Origin of the sequence: Microvirga arsenatis, assembly GCF_009910705.1 — a bacterium.
GTDB classification, from domain to species: Bacteria; Pseudomonadota; Alphaproteobacteria; order Rhizobiales; family Beijerinckiaceae; genus Microvirga; species Microvirga arsenatis.
In genome coordinates, this window is the sequence record NZ_JAAAXJ010000002.1 from 345135 (window position 1) to 367907 (window position 22773).

Genomic DNA, 22773 nt, shown 5'->3' on the forward strand with positions numbered 1-22773 from the left:
CCGCGCCTGGAATAAGGATTTCAACATGACTATTCGAATGATCGCTTTCGCCACTGCCGTTCTCTCCATCAGCGCCTGGGGCGCCGCGGCTCAACAAAACCAAGGCCAGATGCAGCATCCCTCAGGTGGCCAGATGGCCATGTCCACCGAGGGGCTGCCGGAGGAGTGCCGGACCGCGGCTCAGGCCGGCGGGCCGATGCCGAACATGCAGGGCATGGACATGTCAGGCATGATGCAAAGCATGCAGGGCATGATGGCCAACATGAACGAGGCTCAAAAGGGCTACATGGACACCATGATGAAGATGCACGGTCCCATGATGAGTGCCCACATGATCAAGGACTCCGATGTCGCCTTCGTCTGCGGGATGATCCCCCACCACCAGGGCGCCATCGACATGGCCCGCGTCGTCCTCAAGACTGGCGACAACGCCGAGGCCAGGAAGATGGCGGAGACGGTGATCAAGGCGCAGGAGCAGGAGATCGCCGAGATGAAGGACTGGCTGAAGAAAAACGCCAAGAAGGAAGGAAGCAACTGAAGTCGGGCATTCTGAGCCGGCAATCAAAAGGTGGTGCCCGCTGGCCCGAGGTGGTCAGTGGGCACTTGGAGCATCCAGGCTTGACCTTCCCATGATGGGAGGGTCTAAACCGCCTGTCGAACATCGAATCCGTGGTCTCAAGGAGACAAGCGATGGCCGACGACAAGCAGCACGTTCACCACGATGGGCACAGCGAACCCACCCATGGGCACAAACGCGGGCATGGCGCTCACGTCCATGAGGCCGGTCCGGCGGGCCATGAGCACCACCATCATGGTCATTCTGAACTGGCGGCCGATGGCCATAAGGTGAAGGATCCGGTTTGCGGGATGTGGGTCGATCCCCACAGCACCCGGCACAAGGCGGAGCACAACGGCCATCCCTACTATTTCTGCTCCTCGGGCTGTAAGTCGAAGTTCGTGGCCGAGCCCGTGAAGTACGTCGAACCAGCAGTGGCCAGGAAGGCCGAGCCCGTTCCCGAGGGCACGATCTACACCTGCCCGATGCACCCCGAGATCCGCCAGGTCGGCCCCGGCTCCTGCCCGATCTGCGGCATGGCGCTCGAACCGGTTCTCGTCAGCGCCGAGGCGACGCCCAACGCCGAGCTCATCGACATGACCCGGCGGTTCTGGGTTGGCCTCGCCATGACCGTCCCCGTGTTCGCGCTGGAGATGGGGGCTCACCTCACCGGCCTGGATCACCTCATTCCGCGCGGCACGTCAAACTGGATCCAGCTCGCCTTCGCCACGCCGGTCGTGCTCTGGGCCGGCTGGCCCTTCTTCGTACGGGGCTGGCAGTCGCTCGTGAACCGCAGCCTCAACATGTTCACCCTGATCGCCATGGGCACTGGGGTGGCCTGGGTCTATAGCGTTATCGCGACGCTGATGCCCGGCATCTTCCCGGCCGCCTTCCGTGGCCACGATGGCTCGGTCGCCGTGTATTTCGAAGCGGCGGCGGTGATCACCGTCCTCGTGTTGCTCGGGCAGGTGCTCGAACTCCGCGCCCGGGAGAACACGAGTGGCGCGATCCGGGCGCTCCTCGACCTGGCGCCCAAGACCGCCCGGCTCATTCGCCCCGATGGCTCCGAGGAGGAAGTCCAGCTTGACGCTGTGCATGTCGGCGACCGCCTGCGGGTACGCCCGGGTGAGAAGGTCCCGGTGGACGGCGCTGTCGTCGATGGCCGCAGCTCCATCGATGAGTCGATGGTCACAGGCGAGTCCATGCCTGTCACGAAATCCGTCGGTGACACGGTGATCGGCGGCACGATGAACCAGTCCGGTGGCGTCGTCATCGAGGCCCGGAAGGTTGGCCGAGATACGATGCTGTCGCAGATCGTCCAGCTCGTGGCCGAGGCTCAGCGCAGCCGCGCTCCGATCCAGCGCCTTGCCGACCAGGTCTCCGGCTACTTCGTGCCCGCGGTGATTGTGGTGGCGCTCCTGGCCTTTGCCGCTTGGGCGATCTGGGGACCCGATCCCCGTCTCGCGTTCGGCCTCGTGGCTGCGGTTTCGGTGCTCATCATCGCCTGTCCCTGTGCCCTTGGCTTGGCCACGCCGATGTCGATCATGGTCGGCGTCGGGCGCGGCGCCCAAGCTGGCGTCCTCATCAAGAATGCCGAGGCGTTGGAGCACATGGAGAAGGTCGACACCTTGGTTGTCGACAAGACCGGCACGCTCACCGAGGGCAAGCCCGCCGTCACGACCATCGTTCCCCATGAAGGGTTTAGCGAGACGGAGATCCTTCGTCTGGCCGCCAGTGTCGAGCGTGCGAGCGAGCACCCGCTGGCTCTCGCCATCGTGGCTGCGGCCGACACCAGGAAAGTGGCCACCACCCCGGTGGGCGAATTCGACTCCCCGACCGGCAAGGGGGCCTTGGGAACCGTCGAGGGACGGCGCGTCGTGCTCGGCAACGCCAAGTTCCTTGCTGAGCATGGTGTCGATGTCGCTTCGCTGGCCAAGGCGGCTGACAACCTGAGGCGGGACGGCGCCACGGCGATCTTCGCCGGCGTCGATGGCCGTCCTGCCGGCATTCTGGCCATTGCCGACCCGGTGAAGGCCTCGACGCCGGAGGCCCTGGCGGCATTGAAGAAGGAAGGCATCCGGGTCGTCATGCTCACGGGCGACAACCGCACGACGGCTGAGGCCGTGGCCCGCCGGCTTGGGATCCCCGAGGTCGAGGCGGAAGTCCTGCCGGAGCAGAAGAGCGCCGTCGTCGAAAAGTTCAAGCGCGAGGGCCGGGTGGTTGCCATGGCCGGCGACGGGGTCAACGATGCCCCGGCTCTGGCTGCTGCGGACGTCGGCATCGCCATGGGATCGGGAACGGACGTGGCCATTCAGAGTGCGGGCGTCACCCTCCTCAAGGGCGATCTGACAGGGATCGTGCGGGCACGGCGGCTGTCACAGGCCGTGATGGGCAACATCCGCCAGAACCTGTTCTTCGCCTTCATCTACAACGCGCTCGGCGTGCCGGTAGCGGCGGGGGTGCTCTACCCGGTGTTCGGGATCCTGCTGTCGCCAGTCATCGCCGCGGCGGCCATGGCCCTGTCCTCGGTGAGCGTCATCGCCAATGCCCTGCGCCTCCGCGCCACCACGCTTTAGAATAGGAGGCGTGATCCCTGGATTGGAAATCAAGCCGCGCAACTGCTCGGGGCATCTCGGAACCAGCCGTTGCCGCCGGCGCGGAGGATTTCATCGATATCAGATACCAAGGTCTCAAAGGTACTTGGTGAGGGTCTTGAACTCGGCGAGCGCTGCCTTCGCCCCGCGGCCGTTCTGGGCGGCGGCGTCCTCCAGGCAGTGGTCGATGTGATCCTGGATCAACTCCCGCTTGGCGTTCGCGATGGCCTTCTCGACCGCGTGGAGCTGCTGGGCGAGATCGATGCAGGGGCGGCCGGTCTCGATCATCTGGATAACGGAGGCGAGATGGCCATGGGCCCGCTTGAGACGGGCGATGATGTCGGGATGGCTTGCGTGGTTCATGCGATTGTCCTATCCCCCTGGAGGGGATCAGGCAAGCGCATTGGTGCTTGGCCGCTCCCCGCTGCGTTCTTCCCATCGCGGTCGACTCACGCATGACATCGGTCAGGAGCACCCATGCTCGAAGTCCTCGCCAACCGCACCTACCGCCACCTCTTCATGGCCCAGGTGATCGCGCTCGCCGGCACAGGGTTGCTGACGGTCGCGCTTGGTCTTCTGGCCTACGACCTCGCAGGAGCAGACGCAGGGGTTGTCCTCGGCACGGCGCTCGCCATCAAGATGGTGGCCTATGTTGGGGTGGCGCCCGTCGTCGGTGCCTTCGCCAACCAGCTTCCCCGCCGCGCCTTCCTGGTGGCGATGGACCTCGTGCGGGCCGCGATTGCGCTGCTGCTGCCGTTCATCACGGAGGTCTGGCAGATTTACGTCCTCATCTTCCTGCTTCAGTCGGCCTCGGCCGCCTTCACCCCCACCTTCCAGGCCACCATCCCGGACGTCCTGCCGGACGAGAAGGAGTACACCCGGGCGCTCTCGCTCTCGCGCCTCGCGTACGATCTCGAAAGTCTGCTCAGCCCGGCGCTGGCGGCGGCGCTGCTGACAGTCATCAGCTTCCACTGGCTGTTTGGCGGCACGGTCGTCGGATTCCTGTGCTCCGCCGCCCTGGTGCTGTCTGTGCGGCTCCCGCAGCCGGCTGCATCCGAGCGGAAGGGTGGCGTTTACGACAAGACGACCCAGGGTCTGCGCATCTACCTCAAGACGCCGCGCCTGCGGGGATTGCTCGCCCTCAACCTGTCGGTTGCGGCCGCTGGAGCCATGGTCATCGTCAACACCGTCGTTATTGTACGCGGCGTACTGGGCCTGCCGGAGAACGACGTCGCGCTGGCGCTCGGCTGTTTCGGCGGTGGATCGATGGTCGCGGCCCTCCTCCTGCCCAAGGTACTCGACAGACTGGAGGATCGGGCGGTGATGCTGCCGGCGGCAACGCTCCTGGGAGTGGTCCTGCTCGCCTTCGCCGCGGCGACCTGGACCGGGTCCATCAACTGGGTGGCACTGCTCGTCACCTGGGTGTTCCTTGGGATCGGCTACTCGGCGGTGCAGACGCCGACCGGGCGCCTGCTGCGGCGTTCGGCCCAGGCCGAAGACCGTCCCGCGCTCTTTGCCGCCCAGTTCGCCCTGTCGCACGCCTGCTGGCTTCTGACCTACCCGCTCGCAGGTTGGCTAGGACGCGTAGTCGGAATTCCGATGACCCTCGCAGTGCTCGGGCTGGTGACCCTGCTCGGGTTCATCCTGGCGGCACGAATCTGGCCCACGGATGATCCCGAGGAACTCGTGCATGCCCACCCCGAGCTGCCGCCGGATCACCCGCACCTGCGGCAGCATCACGGACGTGGCCATGCGCATGCATTCACGATTGACGACCTGCACCGACGCTGGCCCGCCAAAGGGGCACAAGGACATGAGGCATCGACGGTCTCAGGAAGGACATGATCATCCCGCACGTCCTGCCGACTTGCAGCAGGTGGGCTTTGCCCTAACTCCCGGTGCCCACCCGCCCCAGTTAACTCCCGATCAACCCGGCAATCCTTAAATCCCCTCATGACGAGAGCGGCACTCCTGAACGGTCTACGCCTCATCATCGCCCTGGCGGTGATGTTGAGCGCGTTGCCCTTCCTGCGTGCGGCTCCGGCTATGCATGACTTCGGACAAGTCCAGGTGACGGACAGCATGGCCTCTACAGGCTTCGCAGGCGAGGTCGGGCACGGGCACACCCATGGCGATGATGACCTTGATCCGGATCACCGACCTGGCCATGGCCCCGAGCACAAGGATCACTCTCATGTCACGTTGGGACTCGCGGCTGCGCCAGCATCCCTGATCGCTCCCGATGGCAGGTTCCTGCGCCTGTGGGAGCAGGGCCGCCCACCGTCGCATCTCTCGTTCCAGCTCGACCGGCCGCCGTGTCCTTCGGTCATCGCCTGATCCCGCAGGCCGCCTGAACGCGGCCATTCCAGACGAACGAACATCGGACTTTCAACAATGCACAGACCTCTTCGCGGAGGCTGGTCGTGGCTGCCATCCGTGCGCCCACCGACCGCCTTCCTTGCGCTCGCCGCAGCCCTCCTGATGCTGTCGCTCTCCAGCCTGGAGGCGCTCGCCCATGCCGTCGCCGAGGGCGATAAGGGCTACATCCAGGAGATCACCGGGGTTCACCTGATCCCCTTCGTCTATCTCGGCGCCAAGCACATGGTGACCGGCTACGACCACATCCTGTTCCTGCTCGGGGTGATCTTCTTCCTCTACCGGGCCAAGGACATCGGGCTCTATGTCAGCCTGTTCGCCCTCGGCCACTCCCTGACGATGATCTTCGGCGTCCTCTACGGGATCAGCGTCAGCGCCTACCTGATCGACGCCATCATCGGCTTCTCGGTTGTCTACAAGGCGCTTGACAACCTTGGCGCCTTCCAGCGCTGGTTCGGCTTCCAGCCCAACACCAAGCTGGCCACCCTGATCTTCGGCCTGTTCCACGGCTTCGGCCTAGCTGCGAAGATCCAGGAATATGACGTCTCGCCCGACGGGCTGCTGCCGAACCTGCTTGCCTTCAACGTCGGCGTGGAGATCGGCCAGCTTCTGGCGCTCTCCGCAATCCTGATCCTGATGGGCTACTGGCGCCGCACCGACGGCTTCTTCCGCCACGCCTACACCGCCAACGTCGCGATGATGAGCGCTGGCTTCGTGCTGATCGGCATGCAGCTCACGGGCTACTTCGTCGCGACGCCTGCCACCTGATCCCTCGAACACAAGGAACACACCGATGTACAACACCGACATGCCCACCCGCGCCGAACTCCCGTCCTCGGCCCAGCTCGTGCGCTCCACCTTCATAGCGGCCGGGGTCGCCGCAGCACTCCTCGTCACGGTCGTGCTGCCGTCCGAGTACGGCATTGACCCAACCGGTGCCGGACGTGCGCTCGGCCTCACCGAGATGGGCGAGATCAAGACTCAGCTCGCCGATGAGGCGGAGGCCGACCGGGCCAAGGATCAGGCCGGCCAGACGCCCGCCGCTCCTGTGGCACCCACTACGCCGGCTCCCGAGCAGCGCTCCAGCCTGCTCGGTGCGATCTTCGCACAACTCGTGATCGGATCGGCGCAGGCCCAGACCCCCGCGGCCAAGTCGCAGGAGATCGTGGTCACCCTCCAGCCCGGCGAGGGCACCGAGGTGAAGGCCGACATGAAGCAGGGCGCGAAGCTGACCTATTCCTGGAAAGTCGACGGCGGCACGGTCAACCACGACACCCATGGGGCAGGCCCAGGCGGCAAGGAAGTCTCTTACTCGAAGGGCCGCGGCGTTCCAGGTGACGAGGGTGAGATTACGGCGGGCTTCGACGGCGGCCATGGCTGGTTCTGGCGCAACCGCGGCTCCGCCCCGGTCACGGTCAAGCTGACCGCGAGCGGTGACTTCGGCAGCCTGAAGCAGGCGAAATAGGCGGGTCTCCCTGCGGGCTTCCTCACCGAAGTTCGCAGGGACCGCCATGGAAATCCTATGGAACATTGGCTCGAATACCTCGGACTGGCCGGGGCTGCCTTCCTGTCGGCGACGATCTTCCCGTTCCAGTCGGAGGTGGTTCTCTTCGGCATGCTGGTGGCCGAGCACTATCAGGTTTGGCTGCTCGTGCTCGCCGCGAGCTTCGGCAACATCCTCGGCTCCTGCGTGAACTGGTTCCTGGGCCGCTTCATCGCGTATTTCGAGGACCGTCGGTGGTTCCCGCTTACCAAGAAGCAGGTCGTCAAGGCCGAGGGCTGGTATCACCGCTACGGGCGATGGTCCCTGCTGCTGTCGTGGGTGCCGATCATCGGCGACCCGCTCACCATCGTGGCCGGCGTCCTGCGTGAGCCTTTCCCGGTGTTTCTCGCCTTGATAGTGGTAGCCAAGACCGCCCGCTACCTCGCGGTCACCGGGCTGACGCTGGGGTGGATGTAGGCATGGTGTCCCTGATCGCGGTTCAGAAATGGATCCGCCAGTCGATCACCGCGGACCTGAATGCCTTCGCAGCGACCCACGACTGGGCAGCCCTGTTCCTCGTCCTGCCGCTGGGGATCCTGTTTGGGGCCTGCGCATGTGCTGATCCCGGGGCCCAGAATGAGGAGACACCGTTGGTAATGCTCCGACACGAGGAGCCCGAACAGCACGACCTCGGACTGAATGGCAGCACCGTGCGGACAGGAACGCCGCCGCGAACAGACCGCCCTATTCTAGAATTTGGTTCAACCAACCAATCCTTCATGAGCTGCAGCCTCAGCTTCAACGAAGCGAACCGACAGGATGTCCGGCAAGTCCTCATCGCCAGGGCGCCGCTCGACTGGACGCGCATCGAGCCGGGCACGTCGGGAGGGTGTCAGCAGACGGAGGAACTTCTTTGACGCGACCACCCCCAGGTTGGCCTGCTTGGACCGCCGCTCCATCCGCGGCAGGGCGTTCATCGCAGGTCCGAGCACCGTGAACTCGGCGCGGCGTCCGTCATCGAAGACGCCGGCGAGGACAGGACCGCAGTGGAGCGTGGCGATGACATGCGTGCCCGACGGCATCTCGTCGTGGCTGCGCCAAGTGTTCAGGGGGCGCAGGATCTCATCGGCTGCGTCAAAGGCCCGGGCCGCCTGGTCCTCGGGTGAGCCTTCGAGGAACACCGCGAGAACGCCGTCCCCCAGGTACTTGTCAACGATGCCGCCGTGGCGTGAGACCGCGTCGTGGACGAAGCGTCGGAACGCCATCAAATCATCGATGACCTCGCGGCCCGGCCGTTCCCGGGTCAGCGCGGAGAAGCCGCGGATGTCCACGGCCAGCAGACAGGCATGGCGCTCCGTGACCTCCGCCGTCTCCTCGCTGGCCACCACCTCGGCGGCGATCCCCTCGGGCAGGAAGCGCGACAGGAGCATCCGGTCCCATCGCGCCTTCAGCACAGCCGCCCAGGCCAGCCGCGTGCGATGCACCGCGTAAAGGACGAAGCCCGCCGCCACCGCGAACGACAGAAAACCGAGCGTCTGCCGGAACGCGAAGGCGGGCGTGGGCCCGGTCGCGGGTAGCGACGCCGAATGCGTGAGCAGGGCTAGCGCCGTGAGCCAACCTCCTGCCACGATCCCGGCAAAGGCGGCGACAAGATCACGGCGCAACCTCATCCCGGTCTGGATGAGAAGGAGAATGGCCGGCAGCAGGCTGACCGCATCCGTCGCGAGGAAGAGATCGTGGGCATCGCGCGGCAAGTGGTCGGCAATGACATAGACCGCCAGCACCGCGTCGGTCACCGTGGCAGCCCACGGCAGCCATCGACCGCCAATGGAAAAGCGTGACGCGAAAGCCAGCACGACAGTCGTCAGGCAGTAGACCACCAGCACGATCCAGTGACCTTCCCGGTGGCCATGGCCGTATTCGAGGACGGCTCCGGCCCCGAGGATCGCCAGGACCAGAAGCCGCGGCACCAGGGCCCGACGGTCGAAGTCGTTTTCAGGTACTCGGGCAGCCCGCCGGTCGGGTGCCGACCAAGGACGGGCCTGCCTGGGCCATCGCTCTCCGGTGGGCGCGGATCCCGGCGGATCAGGTTCAGCATCCGGTGCCGTTGCGTGGCTGCGCCGGGCCCCCATCGGCGATCTTTGCGGTGTCTGGACCGGCACTCCGGGTCGAGCCGGTGGCGACGGGACCGACATGGAGCGTCAGCGGGCTCTCATAGGAGCCGAGAACCAGGCGCGCCGGAACCGTCGTGTCCGGCTCAAGGTCCCGGGCAAGGGGGCCGACCTCGATCCAGACCTTCCGGCCATCCAGGCTCTCCGTGGCGCCCGACCTGACCGGCAGCGTCCCGATCTCGCCGGTGCGTCCCTGGCCGAAGGATCCCATGATCCGCGATGGCTCCCCATCCGGCAGGCGCAGCCCCGTGATCAGAACGCGGTCCTCTCCGGAGTTGTCGACCGAGAAGGTGACGATGGCCGTCTCACCGGCCCGGGCCGGGGTGGCGGCGACCTGCGTGACCGTGACATCGCCGAAGACGGCTCCCTCGTCGTCAGCCCTGGCGAAGCAAGGCTGCAGGATGGAATAGGCTGCCATCGTCGCAACAGCCGCCCCGACGGCAACGAACCGCTTCATCGAATGCATAGAGGTTTCCTTGTTGTTGTTCTTGGATGCCGCCGGCCGCCGCGGCGACTCCGAAAGCGCGGCGGCCGGCGACGGTCCGCCCGGGGTTGGGACCGGACGGAGTCTCGTGGCTACCTGCCCTTGCGGATGCTGACGACGGAGATCTGCCCGTTCACGCGGTCAGCCTGGAACTGAACCTTGTCCCCCGCCTTCACGCCCTTGAGCACCGCCGGATCCTGCACCCGGAACACCATGGTCATAGCATCCATGTTCAGATTGGGGATTGGCCCATGGTCGATGGTGACTTTGCCCTGGGCGGTGTCGACCTTCTCGACCGTGCCGGACACCGTGGGGAGGTTCGTCGCGGCGGCCGGCTGGGCCGCAGGCCGGGTCGGAGATGGCTGGGGCCTGCCGGTCTCAATCCTCACGACGGAGATCTGGCCGTTCACGCGGTCGGCCTGGAACTGGATCTTGTCGCCTTCCTTCACGCCCTGGAGGATGGCAGGGTCCTGGGCACGGAAGACCATCGTCATCGCGTCCATGTTTAGGTTCGGGATCGCGCCGTGATCGATGGTGACCTTGCCGCCACTGGCATCCACCTTCTCAACCGTGCCGGAGACCATCGGTAGATTGCTTGCGGCGGGTTGTGCAGCGGGCTGCGCCGGTGCGGTTGCCTGGACCTGGGCGGTCTGCCCAGCCTTCTGGTCAAGCGGCCCGGACCCATGCGGCGGCTGGTCCAACCGGGCGCGGTAGTCGGGCTGCCGGTTGCGGACCTGCCATTCCTTCAGCTCGCTGATCTGCTTCTGCTGCTCGTCGAGGATCTTCTGCGCAACCTGGCGGAGCTTCTCGTCAGCACCGTGCTCCAAGTGCGTCCGGGCAAGGAAGATCAGGTCCTCGTGGTGGGCGATGAGCAGCGCGGCGAAATCCTTATCGGGATCGCCGGCGAGCTTCATGTCCTTGAAGCGGTCGTCCATGACCTCGCGGACGCGTTCGTAGGCAGCCAGCGCACCCTTGGCCGGCTGCGCCTGTGCAATCTGGTCCGGGCCGATGGCGACGACAGCCAGCAGGGTCCCGAGTGCGGAGAGGGTGGTGGTCAGGCGTTTCATGGCAGTCTCTCGCTGGACAGAGGGAGGGGCCGCCCCGCAACGGTGGGTCTCGGGCACCGGTTGCGGGGCGGCTAGGGCGTTATTTGCCCTTCTTGATCGAGGTGACGGAGATCTGGCCGTTCACGCGGTCGGCCGTGAACTGCACCTTGTCTCCGGCCTTCACGTCCTTGAGCAGGGCGGGGTCCTGAGCGCGGAACACCATGGACATGGCATCCATGTTGAGATTCGGGATTGGCCCGTGGTCGATGGTGATCTTGCCTTGGGCGGTGTCGACCTTCTCAACCGTGCCGGACACGGTCGGCAGGCTCTGCGCGAAGGCGGCGCCGGAGAGGCTCAAGGCCGCAATCAGGCTGATGGCGATACGTTTCATATAAAACTCCTGGTTCGGATGGTGGCGAGGAGATCGGGTTGTCACTTGACGACCACGGTGCCGTGCATGCCGGACTCGTAGTGGCCGGGGATCAGGCAGGCGAATTCGAAGGTGCCGGGCTTGGTGAACTGCCACACCATCTCCCCGCCCTTGCTGACGGCCAGGCGCCGGGCATTCGGATCGTCGTGCTCCATGTCCGGGTTCTTCTGCATCTCGATCTTGTGCTTGGCGTTGCTCTCGACGGTGTCGAGGACAAACTCGTGATCGACCTTGCCGTTGTTCTTGAGGACGAACTTGATCTGCTCGCCCTGGCGCACCTCCACCTTGTCGGGGAAGTAGACCATCTTGCCGTCGTCGGTTTCCCTCATGCTGATGGACACGACACGGGCCGGCTTCTTTGGGTCGCCGGGCTTGCCGTACGCGGCTTCCTTGTCATGTCCGTGCCCGGCTGCTCCAGGGCCCGCGAGCGCGAGTCCGGCCGAGAGGGCAAGGACCGCGAGGCCGGTGCCGAAGGTCAGGATGTGCTTCATCGTTGAGTGCTCCTAGTCTGTGATGGATCAGTGATTGCCGTGTCCGCCGGCCTTGGCCGCGCGAACGGGACGCTTGCGGGGGTCGACGGCGCGGAACTCAGTCGCCTTCACGCCGCTGTCTGGGGACGTGCCGCGGGCAGGCTCGGCGAGCTTCTCGCCGGTCCACTCGTAGGCGACCGTGCCCTCCGGGTGCTTGTACCAACCCGGATCCTTGTAATCGTCGTGGGCCAGGCCGGGCCTGACCTTCACGACCGAGAACATGCCGCCCATCTCGATGGGTCCAAACTGGCCGTAACCCGTCATCATCGGCAGCGTGTTGTCGGGCAGCGGCATCTCCATCGAGCCCATCTCGCCCATGCCGGCGCCGCCCATCGGCATGTAGCCCGGCGCGATCTTCTTCAGCGCCGGTGCAGTCTTGTTCATGTTGACGCCGATGAAGGTGCGCACGTCGTGGCCCATGGCATTCATGGTGTGGTGGCTCTTATGGCAGTGGATCGCCCAGTCACCGGGCGCATCGGCCACGAACTCGAACGCGCGCATCTGCCCGACGGCTACGTCAATGGAGACCTCCGGCCACGCTGCTCCCTCCGGCACCCAGCCGCCATCCGTGCCCGTGACCTTGAAGTCGTAGCCGTGCATGTGGATCGGGTGGTTTGTCATCGTCAGGTTGCCGAACCGGACGCGGACTTTGTCGCCCTGGCGCACCACGAGTGGATCGATGCCGGGGAACACGCGGGTGTTCCAGCACCAGAGGTTAAAGTCCGTCATCTCGTTGACCCGGGGCACGTAGCTTCCGGCTTCGATGTCAAACGCGTTGAGCAGGAACACGAAGTCACGGTCCACGCGGCGCTCGGCCGGGTCGCGCGGGTGCACGACGAAAAAGCCCATCATGCCCATCGCCATCTGCACCATCTCGTCCGAATGCGGGTGGTACATGAAGGTGCCGGACTTTTGCAGGACGAACTCGTAGACGAACGTCTTGCCCGGCGGGATGTGCGGCTGGGTCAGGCCGCCGACGCCGTCCATGCCGTTGGGCAGGAGCTGGCCGTGCCAGTGCACCGCCGTGTTCTCCGGCAGCTTGTTGGTGACGAAGATGCGCACCTTGTCGCCCTCGACGGCTTCAATGGTCGGGCCCGGCGACTGGCCGTTGTAGCCCCACAGGTGCGCCTTCATGCCGGGCGCGAGCTCGCGCACGACGGGTTCAGCGACGAGATGGAACTCCTTCCAGTCGCCGTTCTGGCGCCACGGCAGCGTCCAGCCGTTGAGGGTGACCACGGGCTGGTAGTCCGGCCCGCTCTTCGGGTAGAGCGGCGGCTGCATCGTGGCCTCGGTCATGGTGGGCGCCTCGGGCAGGCTTGCGGCCTGGGTGCGCCCGCTGATCATGGAGGCTCCGGCGAGGGCTAATCCCCCTGCGCCGAGAAAACCTCTTCGCGATACGGTCATTGGGTTTCTCCTCAAAGATTTCAGTGTCCGCCGGCGCCGGCTCCCCCGCCGGCGGCAGCTGTGGTGGCTTCTCCGCCGCCTTCTCCACCGCCGACCCCGCCGCCGATCAGAGCGGCCTTGAGGTCGGTGTCGGCGATCCAGAAGTCGCGGCGGGCGTTGATGGCGTCGACGTTGCTGAGGATGCGGGCGCGGGCGTCGAGGATGAGCTGGCTCACGTCGACGAGCATGCCGCTGTACTGGAGCAGGGCCTCGTCCTGGATCCGCTTCTGCAGCGGCAGGACCCGACCCTGGTAGTGGCGGGCGAGGTCGTAGTTGCCGCGGTAGCGCAGGTAGGCCTCGCGCGCCTCGGAGCGCACATTGACAGCGCGCTCGGCGAGGCGATTGGCCGCCGCCATATAGGTTTCCTGGGCATTACGCGTCGCGGTGCCGCCGAAGTCGAAAATCGGGATCTGGAACTCGATTTCCAAACCCCGCCTTTTGACCACCTCACGCTCGACCTCGGTTTCGCCCAACTCGTTGGTGGTGAACGACTTCGCCCGTTCGTAACTGGAGATGCCAGCGAGCTCGATGTCGGTCACAAACCGCGTGGCATTGGTCAGCCCGAACTGGCTTGCAACCCCGGTGAGATCGTTGCGCAAGGCCTGGAGGTCGACACGTTTCTCCAGCGCCTGACGCTCAATGTCCTTGGCCGAGGCAATGCGGGCCGGCAGCGGCGGCAATGAGCTGGGTAACCGGAAGTCGATATCCCGCCCCCACACGCCGAGCTGCCGGATCAAACGCTCGCGGGCGACCTTCTGCTCGATCCGGGCGCGGGCGAGCTGGGCCCCGAGCTCCTGGTAGAAGGCGTGCTCACGGGCCTGCTCCAGTTTGTTCATCGAGCCGCTCTCTCCGAGCTGCTTGGCAAGCTCTGACGCCGTCTCGGCGGTTCCCAGGGCCTGCTGCATAAAGGCAACCTGCTGATTGGCCGCGATGGCGCGGTAATACTCCCGGCGCGTCTCGGCGGCGAGGCGGAGCACAGCCTCTGCGGCGCGGAACTGAGCGGCCCGGAACTGCTGCTGGGCGATGGCCGCCCGCGCCGGCAGGGTGGCAAGCTCGAACAGCCCGATGACGATTTGGCGCTCAACCTCCAGCTCAAGGTTGCCGCCGAGGCGCGACAGCGCCACCGTCGGGTTCGGAGGCAGCGTCGCCTGGACGTACTCGGCCTCCGAGACGCCCAGTTCGTTGAAGTCAGCCTGCAAGCCACGGTTCTTGAGCAACGCGATCTGCACGGCGCTGTCCGCTGTGAGCGGGCGCCGCAGCAGTTCCTCAACCCGCTGCTGAGTGGCGAGCGCCTCGGCCTCGTTCGTGACCTTGACCACGTCCTTGTTGAGTTCGGTGTAGGCCACGTTCTGCGCCACCGAGAGCCCAGCATCCGGGGAAAACGAGGCGCATCCCCCCAGAAGCAGGGCGATGGCCACGCCCCCGAGCAGCCTCAGCCGATGGTGGGGCGTCCCTTTGCAGTCTTGTGAGGTCATTGTGCTGCCTTCCTTGCGCGTGCCCTGCCGAACCGCCTCCTGGCGGCTGGTGTGTTATTGTCGTGCTCCATTGGTCACCGTCCCCGCCGGGCCGCGTCGTCGGAGTCGCCCCGCTCGGGATCTGTCCCGGCTCCAGGTGCCACGCGCCGGTTGAGCTCACGCCAGTCGCCAGGCTCGACGACGTCGTAGTTGCGGACGCCCGCAGTCACGGAGGCATAGCCCGGGCTTCGGGTGCCAATGGCGGGATCCGTGGGCGCGGCCAGGTAAGTGGGAAGGGTAGTGGGCACGCATGCGCCAAGGCCGAGGCCAAGGGCGACAAAGGGGATTAGCTTCATCATGGGGTCCATCTCCGGGCGGACCTCCACAGGGCGGCATTGAATCCGGGCGCAGTGCTGGCGGACAACGAGTCCGCCCATCACGAGCCAGGCGTTCGGATCGCGTTCTGGGAAGGGTGACCGGTTCGAGCGTCAGGTCGGTCGCAGCCGGCTCTCAGGAGCGGGCGCGCCGGTTCGTGCGGGCCCTAGCGGCCCGCGCCTGGCTCAGACGGTTCGCGGCGGGCGGTCGAGGCCACCTGTGGTGATGCCTTCGACCTGCTCGTCACCAGCCATGGCCATGGAAACCTGGGAGACGGTCGGGGAGTAGACGGTGGGGGCCGCACTCTCCTGGAAGGCATGGCATGTGCTCATGCTGCAGCAAACAGGGCCGGAGCACTCCTGGGAGCCCTGGTGGTGATCGGCCGAAGCATCCAGGGCAGCGTCGTGAGACGGCGCCAGTTCATCGGCGTGCTCGTGATCCCCGGCAATGGCGGCATTCTCGTGCCCGGCGTCGACCCTGACGGCGTGGTGGTTCCCAGCCGACGCAGCCGCCTGCGGCATGGAGATCGGAATGATCGCCATGGTGATCGCAAGCAGAGCAACGATGATGGTGCCCATCAGCCGCAAGGGGAAAACGCTCCAGTTCGTCAGGAGGGGATATGTGTCACGAAAGGTTGGATTCGACAAGGCGTGGTTGGACCGAACGCCTGCGGCATTCATCGTCGGGAGTGCGTGACGGTAGAGCATCAGGATCCCTGCCTCAGGTTCGCTTCTAGCTTCTCTGCACCTTGCCATGGTGGCAAGGTCAATACCCTATGGGCCGGTGCAGAGGTGGGTTGTGGCGAAGGGGCCTTGGTCCAGAGGGGAGTGTGAGCGGAGCCTGTGGATCAGGAGGCTTGCCGCGGATGCCGCCGCCCCCTTCGCGGCCGGGCAATCAGCAGATAAGCATCCCCCAGCGACGAGCCGGGGCGTGGCTCGCCTTGCAGGGCTTCAAGTGCCTGGAGCAGGTGCTCCGCGACATCCAGCCGGTCTTCGACCATGGCCTCCTTGAGGACGGCCAGGACCTTTTGATCAAGCGGGCGCCGGACAGCCATGTTCTTCCCATCATGAACCAAACCCGATGATGCACCCTGCCACGGTTGCAAGGTCAAGCGCCACATCAGGCCAAGTACTACCCAAACTTTCTCGTTCATAGGTTCGCCCACCGCAGGGGCATGATGCTTGAGGCTGGCGGAGATTGTGGGCTTGGCATGCCGGGCGGCGTTATCCGAGAGGCTGGATTACCCGTTCGGCGGGTTAGCCCGCCCCGTGGAGGGCCCGCGGGAGCGCGGACTTGAAGCATCGGGAAACGCCCCGGAACCTGCGATTGGGCAGGTCCGCATCGAGGCGGACCGTGTGGTCGATGTTCTGCAACCCCGGACGATGGAAACCCAGGCAGTCCCCACACTTATGTCAGGCACATGGAAAAGATGCATGGGATGGATCCTAACCTTTTCGAGCCCCGATCCCTCTGCTCCTTCCCATCACGGCAGGGTCAAGCACAGATGCTGTCACCCATCGGTGCATGCACCGACCGGCGCCGCACTCTCGGCCTCGTGAAGCGACCGGGCTTCCCAATTCCGGATTCGTGTGAGAGTTTGGCCCCATGAAGTCGTGGCTTGCCATCACACGTCTGCTCGCGATCTTTGCGATCCTCGGGCTTGTGCTTGCCCCGTTCACCGCCCCGGCGGTGGCTGGCGGGATGGCCGCGCCCATGGCAATGGCGGATGTCGTGGCGATGGACATGGCGTCTATGGGCGATGACATGACGATGGCGGACATGTCGTGCTGCCCGCCCGAGAAGCCGGTCATGCCGGACTGCCAGAAGGCCTGTCCGCTGGCGACCCTCTGCCTGGCCAAGGTCGTTCAAGGCATCGCGCCCGTAAGCGCTGTGCCGTCCCGGTTCAGCGTCGCCAGGGCGTTGCTTCCTGGGAATGACGCCAACATGGATACGCTGGCGCCGATCCCGCCTCCTCGACCTCCGCAAGCCTGAGATCAACGCCGGCCTGAGGGCCGGCCGCTGCCGCGTGACCAGCTCCGCGCGGCAAGACAGGTCGCATTTCGCGGCCGCCGTTGATCTCAGGAGAATACGCAACATGACGTCGTCTACATTGATGCGCGCCCTCGGGGCTGCGCTGTTTGGCCTTGCCCTCGTCGGCCCTGCCCGGGCCGAACCCAAGGACTATGAGTTCCAACTCGTCCAGAGGGAGCTGAAGATGGGCGAGGCCGTCGTCGCGGTCCGCCTCGTCGACAAACGCTCCGGCAAGGCCGTGCCGGACGCGGTGATCTTCGCCAAGCGCATCGACATGGCCCCGGACGGCATGCCGACGATGGACTCGCCCATCGAGCAGGTGTCGTCGACCGAGCCCGGCGTCTACCAGTTCAAGACGCGGTTGATGATGGCCGGCGGCTGGCAGCTCTCGCTCGGGGCGAAGGTCCAGGGCGAGGAGGGCACGGTCGAGAACAAGCTCGTCCTCAAGGCCACCCAATGAGCCGGGCTGCATGGATTGCCGGAACCCTCGCCGCGCTCGCGGCCGGGGGCGGCGGCTATTGGGCTGGGCAGGGAAAAATCGGGCTGCCGGCCATCGACGTGCCGGCACTGGTCTCTACGGCCCGGACACACTTGGGCCTAGAGCAGCCGGCGGCTGCCCCAAGTTCCGCGCCTGCTCAGGCTGGGACCGGACCAGTCATCTACTATCGCGATCCGGATGGGAAGCCGTTCTATTCGCTGGAGCCGAAGCGGACCACGGACGGACGCGATTACCGTCCGGTCCGCGCCAGCGAGGACGTGAGCTTCGAGGACGAGCTGGTGCAGGCTGCCGGGACACCCGCCCCAGCCGCGCAGGGCGACAGGCGCGTGCTCTACTACCGCAACCCGATGGGGCTGCCCGACACCTCGCCGGTGCCGAAGAAGGACTCAATGGGGATGGATTACATCCCGGTCTACGAAGGCGAGGATGACGGATCCACGGTCACCGTCTCCCCCGGAAAACTCCAGCGCACCGGCGTCCGGTCCGAGGTGGTCGAGTTGCGCAGGCTAGAGCTGCCCGTGCGCTCGCCCGGAACCCTCGTTGAGGACGAGCGCCGGATCTCCGTGGTCTCCGTCCGCTCCGAGTCCTTCATCGAGAAGGTCGAGAACGTCACGACGGGCGACCATGTCCGCCGGGGCGAGCCGCTGCTGCGGCTGTATTCGCCTGAGATCGCGGCCGCGGGCGCCCAATACCTGAGCACGGTGATGGACGGGGGTGCCCAGTCCGGTGGCCGTCTGGTCTTGGACGGCGCCCGGCGGCGGCTGGAGAACCTCGGAGTCTCGGCCGAGGTGCTCGCTGAGATCGAACGCACCCGTCGGGTCCCGCTCACCATCCCCTGGACGGCACCGCGGGACGGCGTGGTGGTCGAGCGCAGCGTGTCGGACGGCATGCGTGCTATGGCGGGCGACGTGCTCTTCCGCATCGTCGACCACTCGGTGATGTGGGTGCTGGCCGATGTGACGGAGCGCGAATTGGCCCTGATCCGCGAGGGCCAATCGGCCACGGTCCGGGTCCGGGGCTTTCCCGGCCGCGAGTTCACCGGGACGGTGGCCCGCATCTACCCGCATCTGGCCACCGAAACCCGGACAGCGCGGATCCGGATCGAGCTTGCCAACCCGAACGGGATCCTGCGTCCCGCGATGTATGCCGACGTGGAGTTCGCCGCTGGTTCGCAGGATGCCGTGGTGGCGGTGCCGGACAGTGCCGTGATCGACACCGGCACGCGCCAGGTCGTGATCCTGGACAAGGGCGACGGCAAGTTCGAACCGCGCGAGGTCAAGGCTGGCGTGCGCGGTGCCGGCTACACCGAGATCAAGGAAGGCGTGGCTGACGGCGACCGGGTCGTCGTGACGGCGAACTTCCTCATCGACGCCGAGAGCAACCTCAAGGCCGCCCTTCAGGGCATGGCCACATCGGAGGCGACGCCATGATCGCCCGCGTCATCGCCTGGTCTGCCCGGAACCTCGTCCTGATTTTCATCGGCGCGGCGTTCGCCGCCGCCGCAGGCGTCTATGCGCTCCGCACCTTGCCGCTCGACGCCATTCCCGACCTCTCGGACGTGCAAGTCATCGTCTATACCGACTACCCCGGACAGGCGCCCCAGGTCGTCGAGGATCAGGTCACCTATCCGCTGACCACCTCGATGCTGACCGTGCCCAAATCGAAGGTCGTGCGCGGCTTCTCGTTCTTCGGGGTCTCGTTCGTCTACGTGATCTTCGAGGAAGGCACGGATCCATACTGGGCGCGCAGCCGCGTGCTCGAATATCTCAACGCTGCCAGCCGCCGGTTGCCCACTGGGGTGACACCAAGCCTGGGGCCGGACGCAACTGGCGTGGGCTGGGTGTACCAATACGCGGTCGTGGACAAAGAGATGTCGCTGGCGGAGCTGCGCTCGCTTCAGGATTGGGTGGTGCGCTACGCCGCGTCCAGTGCCGAGGGCGTCGCCGAGGTCGCGAGCGTCGGCGGCTTCGTTAAGCAGTACAATGTCGTCGTCGATCCCCGCCGGCTGCGCGCGCAGGGCATTCCGCTCCAGAGGCTCCGGGACGCGATCCGCACCAGCAACATGGACGTCGGCGGACGCACGGTGGAGCTGTCCGAGTTCGAGTTCATGGTGCGGGGCCGCGGCTATCTCAAAGGCATCCAGGACATCGAGGCCATCGTTCTGAAAACCGAGGCCGGCGTTCCCGTCCGCGTCGGTGACGTCGCCCGGGTCGAGCTTGGGCCCGACGAGCGCCGCGGCATCACCGAGATGAACGGTGAGGGCGAGGTCGCCAGCGGCATTGTCCTGCAACGGTTCGGGGCCAACGCGCTGAACGTGATCGACAGCGTGAAGACGCGTCTGGCGGAGATCGCCCCCAGCCTGCCGAAAGGCGCGGAGATCGTCCCGGTCTACGACCGCTCGCAACTGATCAACGATGCCGTCGCGACGCTCAAGACAACGCTCATCGAGGAAAGCATCGTCGTCGCGCTGGTCTGCATCGTCTTCCTCCTGCACGTGCGGAGCGCGCTGGTCGCCATCCTCATGCTGCCGGTCGGCATCCTGATGGCGTTCGCCGCCATGAAGCTGATGGGGCTCGGCTCCAACATCATGAGCCTCGGCGGCATCGCCATCGCCATCGGAGCGATGATCGACGCGGCCATCGTGATGATCGAGAACGCCCACAAGCACCTGGAGCGCGCTCCCAAGGACAAGCCGCGGGTCGAGATCCTGATCGAGGCGGCGAGCGAGGTCGGGCCGGCGCTATTCTTCAGCCTGCTGATCATCACGGTATCGTTCCTGCCCATCTTCACGCTGGAAAGCCAGGAGGGGCGCCTGTTCGGGCCGCTCGCCTTCACCAAGACCTTCGCGATGGCGGCAGCCGCCATACTCTCCGTGACGTTCGTTCCGGCTCTGATGGTGATCTTCGTGCGCGGACGCATCGTGCCGGAGCACCGGAACCCGATCAACCGCTTCCTGATCTGGATCTATCGTCCGGTCATCCGCGGCGTGCTCAGGGCCAAGACGCTGACGATCCTGGTTGCGCTCGTGGCGCTCGCCGCCACCGTGTGGCCGGCACGCCAACTCGGGTCGGAGTTCATGCCCGACCTCGACGAGGGCACGCTGATGTACATGCCGACGACCCTGCCCGGATTGTCGGTGACCAAGGCTGCCGAGCTTTTGGCGACGCAGGACAGGATCATCAAGTCGTTCCCGGAGGTCGCCTCCGTCTACGGCAAGGCGGGTCGTGCCCTGACGGCGACCGACCCGGCCCCGACCGAAATGTTCGAGACGATCATCAACCTGAAACCCAAGAGCGAGTGGCGGCCGGGCGTCACGCTGGCAAGCCTGAAGGCCGAGATGGACCAGGCGCTGCAGTTCCCTGGTGTCTCCAACGCGTGGACGATGCCGATCCGGGTCCGCATCGACATGCTCTCGACCGGCATCCGGACGCCGGTCGGCATCAAGGTGTTCGGGTCGGATCTCGCGGAGATGGAGAAGGCGGCCCGCCAGGTCGAGGCTGTGGTCAAGGCGGTACCTGGCACGACGAGCGCCTATGCCGAGCGCGTGATCGGAGGCTACTACCTCGACCTCGTGCCCGACCGGATCGCGCTCGGCCGCTACGGCCTGACTGTCGGCGATGTGCAGGACGTGATCTTGACCGCGCTCGGCGGCGAGGTTGTCACGACCACTGTCGAGGGTCGGGAACGCTATGGCGTCACCATCCGCTACCCGCGCGACCTGCGCTCGAACCCGCAGGCCATCGCGGGCGAGGTGCAGGTCCCGCTGCCAGCGGGCGGCACCGTGCCGCTCGGCGAGGTGGCGGAGGTCAAGCTCACACGGGGCGCCACCTCTATCCGGACAGAGAACGGGCAGCTGGCGATCTACATCTTCGTCGACATCGCCGGCCGTGACCTTGGGGGATACGTCGCCGAGGCCCGGCAGGCGGTCGCCAACGAGGTGAAGTTCCCGGCGGGCACGTATGTCCAATGGAGCGGCCAGTTCGAATATCTCGAACGTGCTGCGGCGCGCTTGAAGATCGTGGTGCCCGTCACGCTCCTCATCATCTTCCTGCTGCTGTATCTCAACTTCCGCCGGATCACCGAGACGCTGATCGTCATGCTGTCGCTGCCCTTCGCCCTGGTCGGGGGCGTGTGGATGATGTGGTGGCTCGGGTTCAACCTGTCGGTCGCGGTCGCCGTCGGCTTCATCGCTCTCGCGGGCGTCGCCGCCGAAACCGGGGTCGTGATGCTGATCTACCTCGATCACGCGCTGAAGCACCTGAAAGCCGAGCGCGCGGCTCAGGACAGGCCATTCACCCGGGCGGACCTCTACGAGGCCATCATGGTCGGTGCGGTCGAGCGCGTCCGGCCCAAGATGATGACGGTGGTCGCGATCATGGCGGGCCTGCTGCCGATCCTGTGGAGCACCGGCACCGGATCGGAGGTCATGCAGCGCATTGCCGTGCCGATGATCGGGGGCATGATCTCGTCGACCTTGCTCACCCTGATCGTGATCCCGGCGATCTACGGCCTCGCCAAACGGCGGGAACTGACGACGGAGGCAGTGGTCGCCTGCGCGACAATCGACGTCGACACACAAGGGTTAAAGCACGCCGCGGAGTGATCACCTGAGGAGGATGCCATGATGCACGACATGATGGGAGGAGGAATGATGTGGGGCATGGGCCTGTTTGGGTTCCTGGCCCTCATCCTGGCGCTGCTCGCCGTCGCTGCCCTCGTCAAATACGTCTTCTTCCGGTGAAGGCCGACCATCTCAACGACTCGAACGAAGAGAACCAAGGAAAACGCTATGAACAACGCATTCGCATGGACCCGGCGAGCCTTCATCGCCGGACTGGCCGGAGCGGCCGTTGCGGCGCCGCTCCGCGCTGCTGAGGGATTGCCGAAGGTGGTGGTCACCAAAGATCCGAACTGCGGTTGCTGCTCCGGGTGGGCGGACCACCTGAAGCAGGCAGGCTTCCAAGTCGAAGTCGTCGAGACCACTGAGATGAACCGCGTCAAGACGCGCCTTGGCGTGCCGCAGGCGCTGGCGTCCTGCCACACCGGCGAGGTTGGCGGTTATGTGATCGAAGGGCACGTGCCCGCCCCATCGATCAAGCGACTGCTCGCCGAGAGACATCAGGCAGTTGGGCTGGCCGTTCCCGGGATGCCGGTCGGATCGCCTGGGATGGAGGTCGAAGGCATGGAGCCCGACACCTATGAGGTGATCCTGTTCGGACCGTCTGGCCAGCGCTCCTTCGCGCGCTATCGGGGCCGCCAGGAAGCCTGATTGCACCCGTGTCCGACAACACCCCGGCGTTG

At 65.8% G+C, this 22773-nt stretch carries 23 protein-coding genes; 12 read left to right on the top strand and 11 right to left on the bottom strand.

Annotated elements, in window-relative coordinates:
- The first annotated feature begins 25 nt into the window (after positions 1–25).
- Together copM and GR303_RS04885 are read left to right on the top strand one after the other, a co-directional pair.
- Positions 26–538: a CopM family metallochaperone gene (gene copM, locus GR303_RS04880; RefSeq protein WP_161721127.1), complete on the top strand. Its 513-nt coding sequence runs from the start codon at positions 26–28 to the stop codon at positions 536–538.
- Positions 539–690: 152 nt separating this feature from the next.
- Positions 691–3132 carry a heavy metal translocating P-type ATPase gene (locus tag GR303_RS04885; RefSeq protein WP_161721126.1) on the top strand — a complete coding sequence of 814 codons (2442 nt, stop codon included), beginning with the start codon at positions 691–693 and terminating at the stop codon, positions 3130–3132.
- A gap of 114 nt (positions 3133–3246) precedes the next feature.
- Here GR303_RS04885 and GR303_RS04890 read toward each other — a convergent pair whose 3' ends face one another.
- Positions 3247–3513: a metal-sensing transcriptional repressor gene (locus GR303_RS04890; protein WP_161721125.1), complete on the bottom strand. Its 267-nt coding sequence runs from the start codon at positions 3511–3513 to the stop codon at positions 3247–3249.
- Positions 3514–3627: 114 nt separating this feature from the next.
- Between GR303_RS04890 and GR303_RS04895 the strand changes: the two genes are divergently transcribed.
- The 5 genes from GR303_RS04895 (at position 3628) to GR303_RS04915 (ending at position 7486) form a co-directional block, all read left to right on the top strand.
- Positions 3628–4995 carry an MFS transporter gene (locus tag GR303_RS04895; RefSeq protein WP_161721124.1) on the top strand — a complete coding sequence of 456 codons (1368 nt, stop codon included), beginning with the start codon at positions 3628–3630 and terminating at the stop codon, positions 4993–4995.
- A gap of 108 nt (positions 4996–5103) precedes the next feature.
- Complete coding sequence (locus tag GR303_RS04900; RefSeq protein WP_161721123.1) at positions 5104–5487, top strand: hypothetical protein; 384 nt, start codon at positions 5104–5106, stop codon at positions 5485–5487.
- A gap of 57 nt (positions 5488–5544) precedes the next feature.
- Positions 5545–6294 carry a HupE/UreJ family protein gene (locus tag GR303_RS04905; protein WP_161721122.1) on the top strand — a complete coding sequence of 250 codons (750 nt, stop codon included), beginning with the start codon at positions 5545–5547 and terminating at the stop codon, positions 6292–6294.
- A 25-nt stretch (positions 6295–6319) separates the two neighbouring features.
- Positions 6320–6991: a transmembrane anchor protein gene (locus GR303_RS04910; RefSeq protein WP_161721121.1), complete on the top strand. Its 672-nt coding sequence runs from the start codon at positions 6320–6322 to the stop codon at positions 6989–6991.
- A 57-nt stretch (positions 6992–7048) separates the two neighbouring features.
- Complete coding sequence (locus tag GR303_RS04915; protein WP_161721120.1) at positions 7049–7486, top strand: YqaA family protein; 438 nt, start codon at positions 7049–7051, stop codon at positions 7484–7486.
- 284 nt (positions 7487–7770) lie between these two features.
- Here the strand turns inward: GR303_RS04915 and GR303_RS25275 are convergent, their stop codons facing one another.
- The 10 genes from GR303_RS25275 to GR303_RS04965 all read right to left on the bottom strand — a co-directional run bounded on the left by GR303_RS25275 (position 7771) and on the right by GR303_RS04965 (position 16095).
- Positions 7771–8979, bottom strand: coding sequence for an adenylate/guanylate cyclase domain-containing protein (locus GR303_RS25275; protein ID WP_161721119.1), 1209 nt, complete (start codon positions 8977–8979; stop codon positions 7771–7773).
- A gap of 121 nt (positions 8980–9100) precedes the next feature.
- Positions 9101–9646, bottom strand: coding sequence for a hypothetical protein (locus GR303_RS04925; RefSeq protein ID WP_210254021.1), 546 nt, complete (start codon positions 9644–9646; stop codon positions 9101–9103).
- A gap of 110 nt (positions 9647–9756) precedes the next feature.
- Positions 9757–10731: a copper-binding protein gene (locus tag GR303_RS04930; protein WP_246205229.1), complete on the bottom strand. Its 975-nt coding sequence runs from the start codon at positions 10729–10731 to the stop codon at positions 9757–9759.
- Between the two features lie 79 nt (positions 10732–10810).
- Positions 10811–11101, bottom strand: a complete 291-nt coding sequence (locus GR303_RS04935; protein WP_161721117.1) for a copper-binding protein — start codon at positions 11099–11101, stop codon at positions 10811–10813.
- A gap of 41 nt (positions 11102–11142) precedes the next feature.
- Positions 11143–11631 (bottom strand): cupredoxin domain-containing protein, encoded by a 489-nt coding sequence (locus tag GR303_RS04940; RefSeq protein ID WP_161721116.1) that lies wholly within the window; start codon positions 11629–11631, stop codon positions 11143–11145.
- A gap of 27 nt (positions 11632–11658) precedes the next feature.
- Positions 11659–13074, bottom strand: a complete 1416-nt coding sequence (locus GR303_RS04945) for a multicopper oxidase family protein (RefSeq protein ID WP_161721115.1) — start codon at positions 13072–13074, stop codon at positions 11659–11661.
- A 20-nt stretch (positions 13075–13094) separates the two neighbouring features.
- Positions 13095–14531, bottom strand: coding sequence for a TolC family protein (locus tag GR303_RS04950; RefSeq protein ID WP_343038373.1), 1437 nt, complete (start codon positions 14529–14531; stop codon positions 13095–13097).
- A gap of 131 nt (positions 14532–14662) precedes the next feature.
- Positions 14663–14926 carry a hypothetical protein gene (locus GR303_RS04955; RefSeq protein ID WP_161721113.1) on the bottom strand — a complete coding sequence of 88 codons (264 nt, stop codon included), beginning with the start codon at positions 14924–14926 and terminating at the stop codon, positions 14663–14665.
- 201 nt (positions 14927–15127) lie between these two features.
- Positions 15128–15649 carry a hypothetical protein gene (locus tag GR303_RS04960; RefSeq protein WP_210254022.1) on the bottom strand — a complete coding sequence of 174 codons (522 nt, stop codon included), beginning with the start codon at positions 15647–15649 and terminating at the stop codon, positions 15128–15130.
- Positions 15650–15789: 140 nt separating this feature from the next.
- Positions 15790–16095, bottom strand: coding sequence for a hypothetical protein (locus GR303_RS04965; RefSeq protein ID WP_161721111.1), 306 nt, complete (start codon positions 16093–16095; stop codon positions 15790–15792).
- Positions 16096–16547: 452 nt separating this feature from the next.
- On the opposite strand from GR303_RS04965, the gene GR303_RS04970 reads away from it, so the two are divergent.
- From GR303_RS04970 to GR303_RS04990, 5 genes are all read left to right on the top strand, one after another.
- Positions 16548–16934 carry a hypothetical protein gene (locus tag GR303_RS04970; protein WP_161721110.1) on the top strand — a complete coding sequence of 129 codons (387 nt, stop codon included), beginning with the start codon at positions 16548–16550 and terminating at the stop codon, positions 16932–16934.
- Positions 16935–17037: 103 nt separating this feature from the next.
- A complete protein-coding gene (locus tag GR303_RS04975; RefSeq protein ID WP_161721109.1) occupies positions 17038–17433 on the top strand; it encodes a FixH family protein in 396 nt (131 codons plus the stop codon).
- A complete protein-coding gene (locus tag GR303_RS04980) occupies positions 17430–18902 on the top strand; it encodes an efflux RND transporter periplasmic adaptor subunit (protein WP_161721108.1) in 1473 nt (490 codons plus the stop codon). Before GR303_RS04975 ends, GR303_RS04980 begins: the two co-directional genes overlap by 4 nt.
- Positions 18899–22075: an efflux RND transporter permease subunit gene (locus tag GR303_RS04985; protein WP_161721107.1), complete on the top strand. Its 3177-nt coding sequence runs from the start codon at positions 18899–18901 to the stop codon at positions 22073–22075. The genes GR303_RS04980 and GR303_RS04985 overlap by 4 nt, the downstream gene beginning before the upstream one ends.
- Before the next feature lie 186 nt (positions 22076–22261).
- Positions 22262–22741 (top strand): DUF411 domain-containing protein, encoded by a 480-nt coding sequence (locus GR303_RS04990; RefSeq protein WP_161721106.1) that lies wholly within the window; start codon positions 22262–22264, stop codon positions 22739–22741.
- Positions 22742–22773 lie beyond the last annotated feature (32 nt).